The sequence below is a fragment of the Polaromonas sp. genome (genome assembly GCF_012927455.1).
In the GTDB taxonomy this organism is placed as follows: domain Bacteria; phylum Pseudomonadota; class Gammaproteobacteria; order Burkholderiales; family Burkholderiaceae_C; genus Polaromonas.
On record NZ_JABBPE010000017.1, the window covers coordinates 60,011 to 76,808 of the forward strand.

At 62.1% G+C, this 16,798-nt stretch carries 19 protein-coding genes; 10 read left to right on the forward strand and 9 right to left on the reverse strand.

All coding sequences use genetic code 11. The annotated features are described in order from the left end of the window. Positions 1–66: 66 nt before the first annotated feature. The gene (locus HHJ18_RS18210) at positions 67–465 is read right to left on the reverse strand and encodes a VOC family protein (RefSeq protein WP_296917500.1); all 399 of its coding nucleotides are present in this window, start codon (positions 463–465) and stop codon (positions 67–69) included. Positions 466–709: 244 nt separating this feature from the next. On the opposite strand from HHJ18_RS18210, the gene HHJ18_RS18215 reads away from it, so the two are divergent. Beyond that, positions 710–1,525 (forward strand): creatininase family protein, encoded by an 816-nt coding sequence (locus HHJ18_RS18215; RefSeq protein ID WP_296917502.1) that lies wholly within the window; start codon positions 710–712, stop codon positions 1,523–1,525. Positions 1,526–1,580: 55 nt separating this feature from the next. Next, a complete protein-coding gene (locus HHJ18_RS18220) occupies positions 1,581–2,879 on the forward strand; it encodes a YncE family protein (RefSeq protein ID WP_296917504.1) in 1,299 nt (432 codons plus the stop codon). Positions 2,880–3,005: 126 nt separating this feature from the next. On the opposite strand, the gene HHJ18_RS18225 is transcribed toward HHJ18_RS18220, so the two are convergent. The 7 genes from HHJ18_RS18225 to HHJ18_RS18255 form a co-directional block, all read right to left on the reverse strand. Further along, positions 3,006–3,983, reverse strand: coding sequence for a threonine dehydratase (locus tag HHJ18_RS18225; RefSeq protein ID WP_296917506.1), 978 nt, complete (start codon positions 3,981–3,983; stop codon positions 3,006–3,008). Beyond that, entirely contained in the window at positions 3,984–4,718 is a 735-nt protein-coding gene (locus HHJ18_RS18230) for a VOC family protein (protein WP_296917508.1), read from the reverse strand. Positions 4,719–4,721: 3 nt separating this feature from the next. Then, on the reverse strand, positions 4,722–5,762 hold the full coding sequence (locus tag HHJ18_RS18235; protein ID WP_296917511.1) for a PhzF family phenazine biosynthesis protein: 1,041 nt from the start codon (positions 5,760–5,762) through the stop codon (positions 4,722–4,724). 26 nt (positions 5,763–5,788) lie between these two features. Continuing rightward, positions 5,789–6,409: a glutathione S-transferase gene (locus HHJ18_RS18240; RefSeq protein WP_296917512.1), complete on the reverse strand. Its 621-nt coding sequence runs from the start codon at positions 6,407–6,409 to the stop codon at positions 5,789–5,791. Continuing rightward, positions 6,410–7,633 (reverse strand): PLP-dependent aminotransferase family protein, encoded by a 1,224-nt coding sequence (locus tag HHJ18_RS18245; protein WP_296917514.1) that lies wholly within the window; start codon positions 7,631–7,633, stop codon positions 6,410–6,412. 107 nt (positions 7,634–7,740) lie between these two features. Further along, a complete protein-coding gene (locus HHJ18_RS18250) occupies positions 7,741–8,658 on the reverse strand; it encodes a DMT family transporter (protein ID WP_296917516.1) in 918 nt (305 codons plus the stop codon). Next, positions 8,655–9,263: a LysE family translocator gene (locus HHJ18_RS18255; protein ID WP_296917518.1), complete on the reverse strand. Its 609-nt coding sequence runs from the start codon at positions 9,261–9,263 to the stop codon at positions 8,655–8,657. The genes HHJ18_RS18250 and HHJ18_RS18255 overlap by 4 nt, the downstream gene beginning before the upstream one ends. A gap of 161 nt (positions 9,264–9,424) precedes the next feature. Here HHJ18_RS18255 and HHJ18_RS18260 point away from each other — a divergent pair, with 161 nt between their 5' ends. Then, positions 9,425–10,876, forward strand: coding sequence for a PLP-dependent aminotransferase family protein (locus HHJ18_RS18260; protein WP_296917520.1), 1,452 nt, complete (start codon positions 9,425–9,427; stop codon positions 10,874–10,876). 323 nt (positions 10,877–11,199) lie between these two features. Here HHJ18_RS18260 and HHJ18_RS18265 read toward each other — a convergent pair whose 3' ends face one another. Further along, complete coding sequence (locus HHJ18_RS18265; RefSeq protein ID WP_296917521.1) at positions 11,200–11,562, reverse strand: hypothetical protein; 363 nt, start codon at positions 11,560–11,562, stop codon at positions 11,200–11,202. Positions 11,563–11,803: 241 nt separating this feature from the next. On the opposite strand from HHJ18_RS18265, the gene HHJ18_RS18270 reads away from it, so the two are divergent. From HHJ18_RS18270 to HHJ18_RS18300, 7 genes are all read left to right on the forward strand, one after another. Continuing rightward, positions 11,804–12,322: a PH domain-containing protein gene (locus HHJ18_RS18270; protein WP_296917523.1), complete on the forward strand. Its 519-nt coding sequence runs from the start codon at positions 11,804–11,806 to the stop codon at positions 12,320–12,322. Positions 12,323–12,621: 299 nt separating this feature from the next. Next, a complete protein-coding gene (locus HHJ18_RS18275; RefSeq protein ID WP_296917525.1) occupies positions 12,622–12,855 on the forward strand; it encodes a hypothetical protein in 234 nt (77 codons plus the stop codon). Between the two features lie 111 nt (positions 12,856–12,966). Continuing rightward, positions 12,967–13,374, forward strand: coding sequence for a GNAT family N-acetyltransferase (locus tag HHJ18_RS18280; RefSeq protein ID WP_296917527.1), 408 nt, complete (start codon positions 12,967–12,969; stop codon positions 13,372–13,374). A gap of 78 nt (positions 13,375–13,452) precedes the next feature. Beyond that, positions 13,453–14,028: a hypothetical protein gene (locus HHJ18_RS18285; protein ID WP_296917529.1), complete on the forward strand. Its 576-nt coding sequence runs from the start codon at positions 13,453–13,455 to the stop codon at positions 14,026–14,028. A 71-nt stretch (positions 14,029–14,099) separates the two neighbouring features. Beyond that, on the forward strand, positions 14,100–14,795 hold the full coding sequence (locus tag HHJ18_RS18290; RefSeq protein WP_296917531.1) for a tyrosine-protein phosphatase: 696 nt from the start codon (positions 14,100–14,102) through the stop codon (positions 14,793–14,795). 183 nt (positions 14,796–14,978) lie between these two features. Beyond that, complete coding sequence (locus tag HHJ18_RS18295) at positions 14,979–15,788, forward strand: class I SAM-dependent methyltransferase (RefSeq protein WP_296917532.1); 810 nt, start codon at positions 14,979–14,981, stop codon at positions 15,786–15,788. Positions 15,789–16,044: 256 nt separating this feature from the next. Beyond that, on the forward strand, positions 16,045–16,485 hold the full coding sequence (locus tag HHJ18_RS18300) for a DUF3024 domain-containing protein (protein ID WP_296917534.1): 441 nt from the start codon (positions 16,045–16,047) through the stop codon (positions 16,483–16,485). The last annotated feature ends 313 nt before the right edge of the window (positions 16,486–16,798 follow it).

The following is a 16,798-nucleotide window of genomic DNA, read 5'->3' on the forward strand; positions in this document are numbered from 1 at the left end:
ATTTTTCGGTGCGTTCATACGCACGTTTCATACGGTATCGCGATGGCGGCGCGTGCGCCTCGGGGTTTATTGGTAGTGGCCGTGGCGTTCGAGCACCTCCACCTTGTAGCCGTCGGGGTCCTGAATAAAAAAGTAGCGCGCAATCAGCGCTCCGTCATCCGCCTTGAACTCCTTGACATCGAGCGGGCTGTAGCCCAGGCCGATCAGCCGCTCGCGCTCGGCCGCCACATCGGACACGCAGACGCCGACATGGCCGTAGCCATCGCCATGGCTGTAGGGCTCAATCCGGCCCTTGTTCCAGGTCAGTTCAAGCTCCGCATCGTTTTCCGCGTTGCGCAGGTAGACCAGCGAAAAGCCGGGAAAATCGAGCCGGTGCGCCGGCGTCAGGCCAACGCAATCGGCATAAAACCGGAGCGACTGGTCCAGATCCAGCACCCGGATCATGCTGTGGATGATTTTTGACATGACGGCCTTTTTAAACTCTTTGAAATCAGGTGTTCACTCTAGAACCGGATGCAGGCCACAAGGTAATAAACGGCTAAATGGCCACGCTTGAATCGCCAGAAATACCCCCTCGGAAACCCTAGGAGGGCGCTGCATACGGCGGAAAACGGCGCGACTTGCTTCGTTTTGCCGCTGCTGCCAGCCGTGCCTTCGAAGGCGGTGATAATCGGCGCCACTGTGGGCAGGGTTCAAGCCGCGGTTCTAAATGAAGGAAGCTATCGTGCGTGCTGTCTGGATTGTCTTGTTGGGCGCTTTGCTGGGGCTGCAGGCCGCCGCTGCCGAGCCCGCCACGGTCGCGCTTGACGACATGACCTGGACCGAGGTCCAGCGCGCGCTCAAGTCGGGGTCGTCCACCGTCATCATTCCGGTCGGCGGCACCGAGCAAAGCGGCCCGCACATGGCGCTGGGCAAGCACAACAGCCGCGTCAAAGCGCTGGCCGGCCGCATCGCCAGCCGCCTGGGCCACACGCTGGTGGCACCCGTCATCGCCTACGTGCCCGAGGGCGGCATCACGCCGCCACAAGGGCATATGCGCTTTGCCGGCACCCTGTCGGTCTCGGCCGAAGCTTTTGGCGGCATCATTGACGGCGCCGCGCGAAGCCTCAAACAGCACGGTTTCAAGGACATCGTGCTGATCGGTGACCACGGCGGCTATCAGCCGCAGCTCAAGACCATCGCCGCGCGCCTGAACCGTGAATGGACGGCCACGCCGGTGCGGGTTCATTTCATCGAGGACTACTACCGTGTCGCGCAAACCGCTTATGTCGAGGCCTTGCGCGCCAGGGGGCTGAGCGACTCGCAGATCGGAACGCATGCCGGCACGGCCGACACCGCACTGCTGATGGCGCTGGATGCCAGCATGGTGCAGCCGGCACGCTTTGAGGAAGCCGCCAGAGACGGCGCGGCGGCCGGCACGCTGGGCGATCCGCGCAAGGCCACTGCGGCTTTGGGTGAACTGGGCGTGGAGCTGATCGTTACGCGCACCGTCGATGCCATCAGGGCCGCGCAGGCGCGCCACTGAAACTTGTCAACCGGCCCACGACTTGCGCGTTAACTTGTTTATTTAAAGTCGTTTTATGTCCGTTTATTCCCGTTTGGCTTTCGCCCTGGCTACGGTGGCTACCGTGGCTGTGGTCAGTGGCGCTTCGCCGGGCGCCTTCGCACAGGATGACGAGGTGCCCGCGCCTGCGCCTAAGGCTATCGTGACGGTGCCCGGCATGGCGCCGGTGCCGGACCCGCGCAATCTGTACAGTGAAACGACCAAGGGCAAATTCAGCCCCGCCACGGCGGGCGCGCTGGCGCTTGTTTACGTCCCCAACCGCGCTGAAAACACCGTGTCGGTGATTGATCCGGCCACGCTCAAGGTCGTTGACAAATTTAAGGTGGGCGTCAACCCCCAGCATGTGGTGCCCTCGTGGGATTTGAAGACGCTGTGGGTGGCCAACAATGCCGAAGGACGCAGCGACGGCAGCCTGACGCCCATCAACCCCCAGACCGGCAAGCCCGGCCCGGCGATTGCGGTGGAAGACCCCTACAACATGTACTTCTCGCCCGACGGGCAGCTGGCAATCGTGGTGGTCGAGGCCTTCAAACGGCTGGACTTTCGCGATGCGCACAGCATGAAGCTGGTCTATTCAATTGCCACGCCCGATTGCGCCGGCATCAACCACGCCGATTTTTCCATTGATGGCCGCTTTGCCATATTCACCTGCGAATTTGGCGGGGCGCTCACCAAAATTGACCTGGTCAAGCGCCAGGTGGCGGCCACCACCAAGCTCAGCCGCTACTTCAACCGGCCCGATGCGCTGATGGCAATTGCCGCGCCGGGCAAGAAGGCGGCCTGGATTGCCGACCCGGGCCAGCCAGGCGCCGACATTTGCACCACCCCCGGCATGCCGCAGGATGTACGGGTGTCGCCCGACGGCAAGACTTTTTTCATCGCCGACATGATGGCCGACGGTGTGCATGTGGTGGACGGCGACAGCTTCAGGCAGATCGGCTTTCTTGAAACCGGCAAGGGCGCCCACGGTTTGTACCCCAGCCGGGACGGTAAAAGCCTGTATGTGGCCAACCGCGGCAGCAACCAGATTCGCGGCAAACCGCTGGGCAAGGGCAGTATCTCTGTGATTGATTTCGCCAGCCGCAGCGTCGTCAAAAACTGGCCCGTCCCCGGCGGCGGCAGCCCCGACATGGGCAATGTCAGCGCCGATGGCCAGCACCTGTGGCTGTCAGGGCGTTATGACAACGTGATTTACCGCATCGACACGCAGTCGGGCGCGGTCGACAAAATCAAGGTTGGCCGTGAACCGCATGGCCTGACGGTGTGGCCGCAGCCCGGCCGTTATTCGCTGGGCCATACCGGCAATCTGCGCTAGGCCGATAGGGTTCAGCCGGTCGACGCTCTGCGGGAAGTTGGTATTACTATCAAATAGATAGCTGTTTGCGCCCGTATTCATTGGGCTACAGGCCAATATGATTCTTAATCGTGAGTAATGGGGGATTCAGCCGCCCAGCACCCTGGCCAGCGTGGCGCTGTCTACATTGCCGCCACACAGCGTGGTGCCCACCACCTGTCCCTTGAGTGTGTCGCGTTGCTGCATGGCGGCGGCAAAGCTGGCAGCGCCCGCGCCCTCGGCCACGTTGTGCGTGTCGGCATACAGCTGGCGCATGGCTTGCGCCACTTCGTCATCAGTGACCTGCACGATGTGATCGATGTGCGGCGCGATGATGGCTAGCGCCAACTGGTCGGCGATGCGGCAAGCCATGCCGTCGGCCAGTTGCGTGCTGACCGGCGCTTCCACGACGCGTCCGGCCGCCAGCGAATCAGCGTAGGTGGTGGCATGCGCGCTGACCACGCCGACAATGCGCAGGCTGCGCTTTAACGCCAGTTTGGCGGCAATTGCCGCGCAGACGCCCGAGCCCTGGCCTATCGGCACGTACACCACATCGAGTTGCGGCACCGCCCGCATGAACTCCCACCAGTAAGTCGCCACGCCCAGCAGCAAATCAGCGTGGTAGCTTGGCACCATGTGGGCGCCGCGTTCGGCCGCCAGCGCGATGGCAAACTCGCGGCTTTCCTGAAAGTCGCGTCCGTGCTCGATCAGCGTCACGCCGAGTGCGCGCATGGCGACATTTTTCTCCAGCGAATTGCCGTGCGGAACCACGATGGTGCAGGGCACGCCGTGGCTGCGCGCGGCCCAGCCTATGCTTTGGCCGTGGTTGCCGCGCGTCGCGCTGATGACCTGCGCGGGTAGCGCGCCGCGCTTTTTTAGCGCATCAAAATAAGTCAGGCCACCGCGAATCTTGAAGGCGCCCACCGGGGTGTGGTTCTCATGCTTGATCCAGCAGTCGGTGCCCAGGCGCTGGCTCGACAGGCCCCAGCGGTATTGCGGCGTCGCCTGGAATTGGCGATACACCACGCGCGCCGCCTGTTCAATGTCTTCTAGGCTGGGTAGCCGGGGCGGCCGGGTTTGGAGCATTCAGATTCCTTTGGATTCAAGTGTGACCAGGCCGCGCGGCGTTTGCAGCGTGGCGATCAGATTGGGCGGGCCGCTGGACAGCGCGACGCCGCTCAGCCCGATTGCGTTGTAAGCGGCGCGCAGCGCGTCGGGACGCGGGTGCTGCGCCTGCAGCGACTGCAGCGTGACAGCTGAGGGCGCCATGCTGTGCGTGGGGTGCTCCATGCCATCGCCGCCCCAATCGATCAGCGTTGGCAGCGCGCCATAAAACAGCCGCTGGCCATCGTCGCGCACGCTGATTCTCCAGCTCAATAAACCGGTCGGCGTGTGGCGTGAAGCCGCCAGCACCTCACCCCGGTCCAGTCCCAGGGCGGCCAGCGCGCGCACGCCGGCCTGCAGCCGCGCCGTGCGCGCGACGAAGTGAATCAGTTGCGGCCCGGTCTTGCCCAGGCGCCCCTGCAATTCCCGGTCATCCAGATCAAACCAGCGTCGGGCCCAAGTAGCACGGGCGCAAGGTGCTCCTGAATGTATAGCAATGATTTCGAGGTAAGTCGCCGGGAAGTCTGCGCAGGCGAGTGTGCAGAGGCGGTTGTGTGTGCCCATCAACGCATGATCGCCGCCCCGACCGGGGGTGATGCCCAACACGCTTTCGCACCACTGCACGCCCTCGGCCAGGCTGGCGGCGGCCACCACCAAGTGGTCGATCTGCGCCGTCAGGGGCGCACGCTCGGCTGCGGAGGGGGCGGCGGTTTTCATGGCTTATAGCGCCAGTTGGCCGTCGATGCAGGTCACCGATTCGCCGCCTACCCAGACCTGGCCGGCAGCGTCGCGCTCTATGTGCACTTGCCCCGCACGGCCCAGGCAAACACCTTGCGAGGCCAGATAGCGCTCGGGCGCGTGGCCTTCAGCCATCAGCCACTGGGCCAGAGCGGCGTTGAGGCTGCCGGTCACCGGGTCTTCGTTGACGCCGACGGACGACACGAAGGCGCGCACTTCAAAATCAGGCGTTTCGTCGGCTGCCGCAGCAGTCGGGCTGCGCGTGTCAAAAGCGCGTGCTTCGCGGTTTGCGCGGCCTATGAGCGGCGGCGCCTCCTCACGCGGGTAGGCTGCCGCCACGCCAACTTTGACGTCAAGTTTTTTGAGCTGCAGATGGTCGGGCATCAGTTGCAGTACGGTCTCCGGGCTGTCGAGCAGCAACGTGAACCAGACCGGGCCGTTGTCAAGCAACTGTGCGGCGATGATTTGCGGATATTTTTCCGACGGACCGCCCTCAGAAAAATTAGCCCTTTCTTCTTGTAAATGGGGCAGCGCACCGTTGGAGGCACTCGCAGTGCCGAACGTGGGGGCTTGTTCCGTCAGTCCGAGGGCCGCAGCGACTTGGGCCAGCAGTACCGGGCTGGGCGCCGAGCGCTTGAGCGGCGGGGCGGCAAACGCCAGCCGCTGTCCTTCAAGGTAGGGCGGCTCGCGCCGAATTTTGACCAGGCCCTGCTGGCACTCCTGCACGATAAAGTCTTTGGCCTGCGGCTGGCCGCCGGCCTGCAACCAGCTGTGGCAGCTGCCCAGCGTCGGGTGACCGGCAAAAGGAAGTTCGCCGCCAGGCGTGAAGATGCGCACGCGGTAGTCGGCCGAGGGATCGGCAGGTGGCAGCAAAAACGTGGTTTCCGACAGGTTGGTCCAGCGCGCAAAACGCTGCATGGTTTCGTCATCAAGGCCGCCGCCGTCCAGCACCACGGCCAGCGGGTTGCCGAAGTAGGGCGTAGCGGTGAACACGTCAACCTGCTTGAAAGATCTGAGCTTCATCGTCACGGCGTCCTTAATAAAAAATGTCAGATCAGCGCCAGATCGAGCACGCCCTTGCTGGCTTGCCGGGCGCACAGGCTTTCGTACCAGCGCTCGATGTTGCGCCGGCTCTGGCGCTGCTGCGGCAGGCCGAACCAGCGGTGCACCTCGCAGGCCACCGGAATGTCGGCCATCGAAAAACGCTCGCCGCCCATGAAGGCGTGGCGCGCCAGGTGCGCGTCCAGCGTCGCCATCAGCGCTTCGACTGCCGCGTTCGAATCGGCAATCAGCTGGGCATTGCGCTGATCGGGCGGCGTGCGTATCAGCTGCCAGAAGCCGGGGCGGCTGGCCGGGTTCAGCGTGGTCTGCTGCCAGTCCATCCAGCGCTCGGCGCTAAAACGCTCACGCAATTCGGTGGGGTAAAACTCGCTGCTCGAATGCCTGGCGCACAGGTAGCGCACGATGACGTTGGACTCCCACAGCACGAAGTCCTCGTCCTCGATCACCGGCACCAGCGAGTTGGGGTTGAGCCGCATGTACTCAGGCGTCTTGACCACACCAAACAGGCCGCCGGCCTCGGTGCGCTGAAAGTCCAGCCCGAGCTCCTGCGCCGTCCACACCACTTTTTTAACATTGATGGAGCTCATGCGCCCCCAAATTTTTAACATCTATTTGGCCCCCACGGTGGCTGCATTGCGTTCGTCCTGTTCCTGCGCCGGGCTGGCCCGGCTTGGCCGACTTTCCCGAATCGCCGCTGCCAGCGCCGCCACGCCGGTATTGATCTGCTGCACGCTGGCCGTCACAAACGACAGGCGCAGGCTGCGTTCGTCGGCCTGGTCGGCGTAAAAAGCGGCGCCTGGAACAAACGCAACATTCTTCTCAACCGCCCTGGGCAGCAGTTCGACCGCGCGCATCCCTTCCGGTAAACGCGCCCACAAAAACATGCCGCCGGCCGGCTTGTTCCAGTGCACGTCTTCGGGCATTTCGCGCGCCAGCGCTACCAGCATGGCGTCACGCTGCGACTTGTAGAGCGCGCGTATGGTCGGTACATGGTGCGCCAGAAAGCCGTCCTTCATCACCTCGGCCACCATGCGCTGGTTAAAGCCCGGGCTGTGCAGGTCGGCCGCCTGCTTGGCCTGCAGCAGCTTGGGGTACAGCGCTTTGGGCGCCACCAGAAAACCCAACCGCAGCCCGGGCGCCAGCACCTTGGAGAACGAGCCCAGATAGACACAGCCATCCGGGTTGCGCGCAGTCAGGGGCAATGGCGGCGGCGTGTCAAACCACAGATCGCCATAGGGGTTGTCTTCAACGATGGGCAGGCCCAGGCACGCGGCCTGGTCGCTGAGCGCAGCGCGGCGCGCCTCGCTCATGGTGCGGCCGGTCGGGTTCTGGAAATTTGGTAGCACGTAAAAAAACCTGGCGCCGCTGGCTTTGCCCGTCAGGTCGGCCAGGTCTGCGCCCTCGTCATCGCAGGCCACGCTGATGATGTCGGGCTCCATCGGCGTGAAGGCCTGTAGCGCGCCCAAGTAGGTCGGGGTTTCCACCAGAACGCGGCTGCCCGCGTCAATCAGGATTTTGGCGACCAGGTCCAGCCCCTGCTGCGAGCCGGTGGTGATCAGCACCTGGGCCGGGTCTACCTGCCACGGCAACATGTCCGCCACCATCTCGCGTAGCGGCGCAAAGCCTTCGCTGGCGGCGTACTGCAGCGCGGCCTGGCCGTCTTCGCGCAGCACCTTGGCGCAAGCCTCGGCAAACGCGGCAATCGGAAAGGTCTTGGGCGAGGGCAGGCCACCGGCAAAGCTGATGATGCCGGGCTTTTCAGTGACCTTCAGGATCTCGCGGATCACCGAGGGGTTCATTTTTTGGGCGCGTGCGGCCATTTGCCAATTCATAGTGCTTTCCCCTTTGTCTGTTTCACTGTTTCAGTCGACTATTAATCGTCTCGCGCTCTGCGCTGCCGATGCGCAGCAGCCCTGGCTTTTGCCATTGTTCCCGATATTCACACGGCCTTGCGCACCGCCAGCGCATGGACCGGCATTTTCTTGCCGATAAACACCGTGGCAATTACCGCCAGTGCAAAGCCCAGGCTCAGCGCGTCCAGCTTTTCGCCCAGCAGCGGCAGCGCAAACAGCATGGACAAAAACGGCTGCACCAGCTGCACCTGGCTGACGCGCACCGTGCCGCCCAATGCCAGGCCGCGGTACCAGGCAAAAAAGCCCAGCCACATCGAAAACACCGCCACATAGGCAAAGCCCCACCAAGCGCCGGCCTTGAGCGGCGCGGCCGGCCAGCTGATGACGGCCAGCGGCAGGCTCAAGGGCAACGCCATCAGCAGCGCCCAGCAGATCACATGCTCGGCGCGCATATGCTGCGACAGTCGTGCGCCGTAGCCGTAGCCAACAGCGGCGCACAGCATGGCGGCCAGCAGTAGCGCGTCGGCAGCATTTATCGACAGGCCGGCGCTGCCCGAACGCAGCAGGGCAAACGCCACCACCAGCGCGCTGCCCAGCGCGGCGCACCCCCAGAAGCCGGCGGACGGGCGCTGGCGGTGCAGCAGCGCGCCTACGGCGGCAGTTGCCAGCGGCAAGATGCCGACGATGACGCTGGCGTGCACCGCCTCCACATACCGCATGGCGACCGAAGTGAACAGCGGAAAGCCAAACACCACGCCGCCCGCGGTAATGGCCAGCGGCCACCAGTCGTGGCGCTGCGGCAGCGGCGCGCGCGTGGCGAGCAAAAACCCGGCAGACAAGGCCGCCGCCACCACGGCCCGGCCCATCGCCACAAAGATGCCTGCCATCTGCGGCGCGTCGGGTGTGCCCACGGCCAGCCGCGTCATGGGCAGCGTCGCAGCAAAAATCACGATGCCCAACAAGCCCAGCCACAGGCCTTTGGTGATTTGGCGGTTCGGCTTCATACAAAGAGCATCCAGAAGGCAGTCGCCACCAGCACGGCGGCCATGGCGCGGTTAAACCACATCAGTCGTCGGCCGCTGCCCGCCGGACCCGCCAGCCAGTCGCGCAGCAGCGAGCCGGCCAGCGCATAGCTCAGGTTGCTGGAAAAGGCAAAGACCAGCATGACGCCCAGCACCACGGCAAAGCGCAGGCCCGGATTAGCGCGTCCCGCGATCCAGCCGCTGACGATGGCTAGTGCCAGCATCCATGCCTTGATGTTGACAAACTGCAGCGCGGCGCCTTGCCAGAAGGTGACTTGCAGCGGCGCCACAGCGGCCCTGAGCTGGTGCGACCGGGCAATCTTCCAGGCCAGCCAAAGCAGATAAGCCAGGCCGACTAGCTTGACGGCCCAGGCCAATAGCGGCACGGCCAGCACCAGCGCGCCAATGCCCAAGGTGCAGACTGCCAGCAGCGCTGCCCAGCCGACCGGCACGGCGCAAATGAAAGGCAAGGTGCGCCGGATGCCGTGGTTGGCCGCCAGTGCTGTTGCCAGCGTGGTGTTGGGCCCGGGCGAGAAGCTCATCGCCAGGGTCAAGATCAGCAGCGCAGTAAATTCTTGCCAGTTCATGGTGGATGACTTTATAGTTGAAAGCAGTACAGCACCAATACAGACCAGGGTACAAATTTGCAAACTGTATTGTTAACTTTGGCAGCACACAGCGTGCGGCCACCTGACCTAAGGCGAGCGAAGTTGACCCAAGTTCATCCAATCTGACCCAAGGTAGCGCCATGTTGATGAAAACCGCTTCGCAATCCCTGACCGAGCAGCTCTGCGCGCTTTTTGCCGAGCGCATCCGCGACCGGCTGCTGGCCCCCGGCGCGCGCCTGCCTTCGGTGCGGCAGTGCGCGCAGCAGCAAGGCGTCAGCGCGTCGACAGTGGTCGCCGCCTATGACCAGTTGCTGGCGCAGGGGCTGCTTGAGGCGCGCAAGAACCGGGGCTTCTTCGTGCGCGAGTTTTCAGTGACAAATAGGCCTCAAGCCCAATATCCACGGGCGCAAGCAGCTATTTATTTAGTAGCAGATGGCAGCCAGCGCGGCAGCGCCGAGCCGGGCCACAAGCCGGTCAATGCGACGGCGCTGATCCGCGGCATGTTTCACGGCAGCAGTGACAAGCCGCAACCCGGCATGGGCGTGTTTCCGCCGGAGTGGCTGCACACCAGCTTCATGCCCGCAGCGGTGCGCCGCGTCACCAGCACGCGCGCGCTGCTTGAGTATTCGCTGCGGTACGGCGAGCCGGCCGGCGACAGCGGGCTGCGCCGTTCGCTGTCCAAAAAACTTGCCAGCCTCCATGTGCACGCGCAGCCCGAACAGATCATCACCAGCGTAGGCGCCACCCACGCGCTGGATATCGTCAGCCGCACCTTGCTGCGCGTCGGCGACTGCGTGATGGTCGAAGAACCCGGCTGGGCTATTGAATTTGCCCGGCTTGAAGCGCTCGGCATGCGCATCCTGCCCGTGCCGCGCTCTGCCTCCGGGCCCGACCTGGAAGTGATGGCGCGCTACTGCGAAGCGCACCAGCCCAAGCTGTTTGTCAGCGTCAGCGTGTTTCACAACCCGACCGGTTACTGCCTCACGCCCGGCAGCGCGCACCGCGTGCTGCAGCTGGCCAATCAGCACAACTTTCACATCGTTGAAGACGACACCTACAGTCACCTCGCACCCGAGCACGCCACGCGGCTGTGCGCGCTCGACGGCCTGCAGCGCACGATCTATGTCAGCGGTTTTGCCAAAATCCTGGCGCCCGGCTGGCGCGTTGGTTTTCTGGCCGCGCCGCCCGATCTGGTCGAACGCCTGTTGGACACCAAACTGCTCGCCACCCTGACTACGCCCGCCCTGCTTGAAAAAGCGCTGGCCTGGTGCATAGACCAAGGCCAGCTGCGTCGCCATGCCGAGCGCATACGCACCCGGCTCGATCTGGCGCGCGGGCGCAGCGTCAAGCTGGCACTGGCACACGGCTGCAGCTTTGCCGCCGAGCCGGCCGGGTTGTTTGGTTGGGTCGAGACCGGCGTGGACACCGACGCCCTGGCGCAGCGCATGCTCGACGAAGGCTATCTGCTGGCGCCCGGCGCGCTGTTTCACGCAGCGCGCCAGCCCAGCACCCTGATGCGCATCAACTTCGCGACGACGCAGGAGGCGGCGTTCTGGCAGGTGTTTGCGCGGCTGCGCGATGCGGTGAAGTGAGCTGGTGTAGAAGTCGCGTCCGGGCCTTCAAAAGTAGGTTGGCTTGGCGCCGCCTTGTCGCATAGCTGATCCTGAGATCGAGGAAAGTTTGGGGTCGGGTCTGCCAAATTGCATAAAACCGTGTAAGCACAAATGTTGAAAGTGGACCCTCCAAAATTTGCCGGCGTGCTTGCCAGACGCGGTAAAGCAGGCTATTGCCCGCTTCCCAGGTCATTTTGGCCTGTAGCCCATGTGGTAAGTGCGTCAGCAGCTATTAAAACTGTAGCGTCACGGTTGCACTCCAGAAGTCAATGAGCTTTCCATATTGAATTTTTTGGGCTGGTCTATCCCTCGCCGGAGCGCAGCAGAATGTCGTTTTGTACCGCCTGCGATACAAAGTAGCCGTACAGTTTCCAGGCATCAAAAACAGCTTGGACGCTGTTGATCAGACCATGACGCTTGAGTTGCGCGCGCAGTGCGCCGCTGCCGATGACGGGTACACGCAGGCGCAGGGCGATGGCTCGGGCGCGGCGCTCGTCGATCAAGGCCAGCAGCGCACGCTCTGCCGCGTAAGACAGCACGGCAATTTCTCCCGTGCCCAGCCCTTGCGCAAAAGCGGCATCGAGCACAGCAACACTCTGGATCGGGCTGCTTTTCTTTCCTCCATCGTTCGCAGCCTGCCGAGCCTGCGCGGACGCTGCGCTCATCTGCTGCTGCTCGCCAGTCTGCTGCGGCCGCTAGCAGCGCCTGGCATGCGGTAAAGCACAGTTTTGTCCGTTGTTTGATGTGATTTGAGCCTATAGTCCAATGAATACGGGCGTAAGCAGCTATTGAATTCATAGCGTGTTCGGGTGCTTGGCGTTCAGCCGGCGCCTGCTGTATGTCGTCCTAGTTATGCTTGCCATGCATCCAATCAAGCAACCCGATCAGAGTAAGGCGCAAACACAGATGAGTGATGAAACAAAAGCATGTCCGGTATGTGGCGAAAACATCAGGTCGGCGGCGATCAAGTGCCGGTTCTGCAATACCGATCTGTCCGCTTACGCGGCCGCGAAAGAGGCCGAGATCGAGAAAACCCTGTTCGCCGGCCATCCAGTGGTCATCTACAGTTTTGGGCAATGGGTAGCTGTCATTTTCACGCTAGGCATTGCCTACGTCTTCTACTGGATCCGCAGCCTCGCGACAAACTACGAGATCACCACGCAGCGCGTCCGGGTGGAACGCGGCATCTTCTCGAAGGCGAAAGAAAATGTCGAGTTGTTTCGCATTGACCACTTCGACCTGCACAAGCCGCTGGGCATGCGGCTGGTCAGTCAATGCGTGCTCCACCTGCGCTCATCAGACACCAGCTTTCCAACAGTCATGGTTCTTGGCATCCCGAATCTGGAGTCGCTGGCCGACACTTTGCGCGAATGCTCGCTGCGCGAGCGCACGCGACGGCGGGTGACGACCCTGGTCCAGGCCTGAAGTGGCGCGCGTCGCAATGGGTTATGCCTGCTGCGCAGGCCTCAACCCGGCGAGCGAATAGAAAGCCAGGCTTTTGCAGACAGTGCTGCTCGGTGGCAGGGCTATAGTGCAAGGAGCGCTTACGCGCGCGGACCTGGTCCAGCAGCGGTGGATTGCAAATACCGAAAGGCCTGCAGGCAACCAGTTTCTGGAGCATTCCATGCTCTGGATCAAACCGCAGCCGCCGGATCAAACCCCTGGTTTTTCGGCATGCATTCGTTGTCAGCGATTGCCTTTATCCACATCTCCCAGGAGTTTTTATGTCCCACAAGTTCATTTCCGTTCTCGCTGTTGCACTGCTCACCGTCTCGGCAGGTTGCGCTTTTAATCGATCTTCCTGGAGCAAGGACGGCGTAGCGCCAGACGGCGCAACCAATGCTCTTTCAGAATGCAAATACCAAGTCGGACTGAACAAGATTGCCGACGACAAGCAGAAGGATCTCATTGCCGATTGCATGCAGAGCAAGGGTTTCCGTTTCGGCTCCCCGCGTTGAGATTTATTTGAAGCGGTCTTCCAAGCCGCCTGCGCTCAACCGGACCTGCGTAATAAAACCGCGCAGGCCGGTTGGCGCCACTGGTTTAGCCACGATCGAAAAGAAGCGGACATGCCCATCGAAATATCCCTGAGTGACGCGATCAATATTGAGGAAGTGGTTGATCTCTACAAAGCCAACCAGTGGTCATCCGCCGAAAAGCCCGACGAACTGTTGGCAGCCCTGCGCAACTCGCACAGCCTGGTCACGGTCCGCAGTGCGGGGAAATTGATTGGCATTGGCAACGCCATTTCCGACGGGCATCTGGTTGTGTACTTTCCTCACCTGCTCGTGCACCCCACGTTTCAAAACCAGGGCGTCGGAAAAAAAATAATGGCTGCCCTGCTCGAAAGGTACGCTGGCTTTCACCAGCAAATGCTGAGCGCCGATGGCAAGGCCGTCGGCTTCTACGAAGCCCTGGGTTTCGTTCGCGCGGGCCAGACCCAGGCCATGTGGATTTATGAGGGCACTGAGCATTAAGCTTGTGCACTCCTGTGCTCAACTCAAACGATGGGCAACCGGTTTCCTGTCAGCAACGCCGTACCAAAGAGCCTGAATGTGCTGAAAAAACTGAATCATCTGCTGCAGCAATTTTCCAGCCGGAAAAGCCTTTTGTGGCTGCTCGTGGCCTACGGCTTCTATATGCCCGTTTTCTTCTTTGCCGACGTGCCTTTCGGGCTGAGCAGAATCAAACCGTATGCCCAGGGAACGAGCATTCTGGATGTTGAACTGTTTTATACCGCGGAGCAGGCCTACCAGCGGCTTGCCCTGTTTGAAGCGCAGGGTAGGGCGGTCTACTTCAAAATTTTGATGGGCGACCTCATCTATCCTGCGCTCTTGGGCGGCTTGCTGGGTGTGTCGATCACGCTGCTGTTTCGCCGGCTCAATTTCTCCGGTGCTTACTGGAAATACCTCGGCTTGCTGCCGCTGGCCAACATGGCCCTTGACTACACCGAAGATGCCTTGCTGCTGTCACTGCTTCACAACTACCCTGGTCATCTGCCACTGGCGGCGGCCGCCGCCGGCGTTGTCACCCTTGCAAAAAACATCACTGGCACACTGGGTTTTCTTGCGCTAGGCTGTGCTCTGCTGGCGCTGCTTTTTCGCCGGCGCAGGCAGACCAGACAGGACTGAAAAAGGTCGGATGCTTGATGTGTCAGTTCGGGGTTGGATACAGCCTCGTCAGGCTTTAGCAGGAGATGAAGATGCGCACGCTATCCCTATCCTCTCAGGCAAGCTGGGCGACTACGGCTTTCTGTTGCGTCTTGCTGCTTGGCTGCGCTGCAACGCCCAACCAGGACGGGCGCCCCGCATGCGAGACTCCGCTTGATCCAGCCGTCCAGAACTCTTGCGTAGTGACGCCACAGGCCTTGTGGCGAGGTGCCAAGCCGGACGCCGTTGCTGCCGCCAAACTGATCGAGCTTGGCGTGAAGACGATCGTCAACCTTGAATGGCTGCACGACGACCGGCCGGCGTTTCAGAATGCGGTGGTGCCGCCTGTCGGCCGGCGGGAAATTGACTATTTTCGGGTTCGTGATTGGGAGCCGCTGGTGGCGATTGCGCCCGGCCTGGTCGACGTGCATGTGGCGCACTTCCTGGCGATCACGCGCACGCAAGCCAAACCCATCTATGTCCACTGCCGCTCAGGAAAAAACCGGACCGGCGTCATGGTTGCGGCCTACCGGGTTTTTAATGGCGCCAGCATTGAAGACGCGATTGCCGAGATGGAACGCTATGGCGGCGAATGGTTCGCTTACGACGCCCAGTACATCAGAAGCCTGACGCCCGTGCGCCGCGCCGCGCTGGAAAGGCAAATTGAAGCCTGGATTGCGCGCTTGCAGCGAGATGCGCAGATCGTCTGTACAGACGCCGGCTGCGCCCTTTCGCCCATGCTGCCTTGAGCGAATATGGCCAGCTACGCGTGAAATTGACAAGCAGGCAGGGCGGTGACTACGATGTCAGGCATGAAAACAACGGGGCAAACAACAGGCCAGGGCGGCTGGCCGCGAGACTTCAGAAAACCGTGCGTCAACGTGCGCCAGGCTTCTTTTCGCCCCGCTGTGGCCTCTTCATCTGGGGGCCGCATGAGCGTAAGGTGCAAGGACAACTGGGCCGCGGGCAAACGCTACGAACCGTACGTGGGGCGCTGGAGTCGCCTGGTGGCAAAGGATTTTCTGGCCTGGCTGCAGGCACCGCCCTGCCTGGATTGGCTGGATGTCGGATGTGGAACGGGTGCGCTGACGGAGGTCATCGTTCAGCAAACCCGGCCGCGCTCAGTCGTGGGGATCGATGCTTCAGCGGGATTCGTCGCGCATGCGCGGGCGCATATCACCGATCCACGCGTCACGTTTGACACGGCTGACGCGCAGTCGCTGCCCGTGGAGTCCGCGCGGTTTGACGCGGCCGTCACTGGTTTGATGCTCAATTTCGTGCCAAATCCCTTGCACGCTGTCTGCGAAATGGCGCGTGCAGTGCGACCTGACGGCGTGCTGGCCGCTTACGTCTGGGACTACGCCGGAAAAATGGAGCTGATGCGCTATTTCTGGGATGCGGCGGTCGAACTAGATAGCGCTGCCTTGGAGCTCGACGAAGGCCGCCGCTTCCCGCTTTGCCAGCCCGGGCCTCTGGCTGAACTGTTCACGAAGGCAGGCCTGGGTGAGGTGCAGCTTCTTGCCATCGACGTGACGACCAGATTTCGCGATTTCGACGATTACTGGGCGCCGTTTCTCGGTGGCCAGGGTCCTGCGCCTGGCTACGCGATGTCGCTAAGCGAAGAGCGGCGTGCTGCCCTGCGAGAGCGGATTCGCGGCAAGCTTCCCATGGCGAGCGATGGCTCGATTGACCTGATGGCGCGTGCCTGGGCGGTTCGCGGGCTGGCAATGGCGACTACTTGATGGCGATGGACACGCAGAGAATCAAAGCCCTGCGCTTGCGCGACCTTCCACACGGGCCCTAAAGTCTTTCTGATGCCCAACGCATGGAATGCCAGAAGCGCTCGCATGCTGGCATCGCAGGGCTTTCCTGCCATTGAAAAGGTTGGTATTTCTCGTGACGGCGTGATTCAATGTGCGCCGAAACGGGGCGCAGGCTGCGCATCCACCATCGACCGGGCGCGCCGGTTTTCAGGGGCGGACCGACACACGATTTTCCGTGGACTTGCGTGAGTTTGAAAAAAAAGCGCAGAAGGCATTGGATGTGTTCCTGCGAAATCATAGGCCGCCGCCGCACATCCGGCCGCAGCTGCATCTCGGCGGCCGGATGAATGGGCAGAGCAAGGAGCTGTTCGGGATTCGGCCGCGTTTGGGCAAGCCGGAAAATAAACTAGAACTTCCGGTGGCCAAGGCCACTTACGTCAAGACCCGCGTGCTCTGGAATGTCTACCGGCAGCGAGCGGAGCTGAAATGGCATCGTTACGATCCGGCGCCGCAGGTCGCTTCGCTGGAAAAATTACTGAGCTTGATGGGCGAAGACGAGGGCGGGTGCTTCTTCGGGTGGGCGAAGACGAACCTGACGCGGCCTGCGAGCGCCGATTACGCCGAGGTCATCCACAGCCGAGCAGCCATCACATTTTCACTGCTACTGCTCCTCTGAACTTTCAGAATCGCGACATATACGGAATCCATATCCAGCCGGACAAACGCATACGCACGACCTCCGGCCTGCGCAACGCAGTGCTGGACTTTCAAGAATGAACCAGCCATCGCTGGACACGTTCGGGCGGAAGTAAGAAACGCTGGCGGCGAGCCAAACGCTGTCGGCTGGCCAGCAGTGCAGCATCCCAGCTGAACCCTGAGTGAGTTCAGCAATCCCGTTGAGCGCCTTCCGGCAAGCGCGCTGCGACCCATGGTGATGGTCTTTCCCTTCCCGCGTGAAAGTGCCCGCATAAAAAGCCTGTTTCTATCTC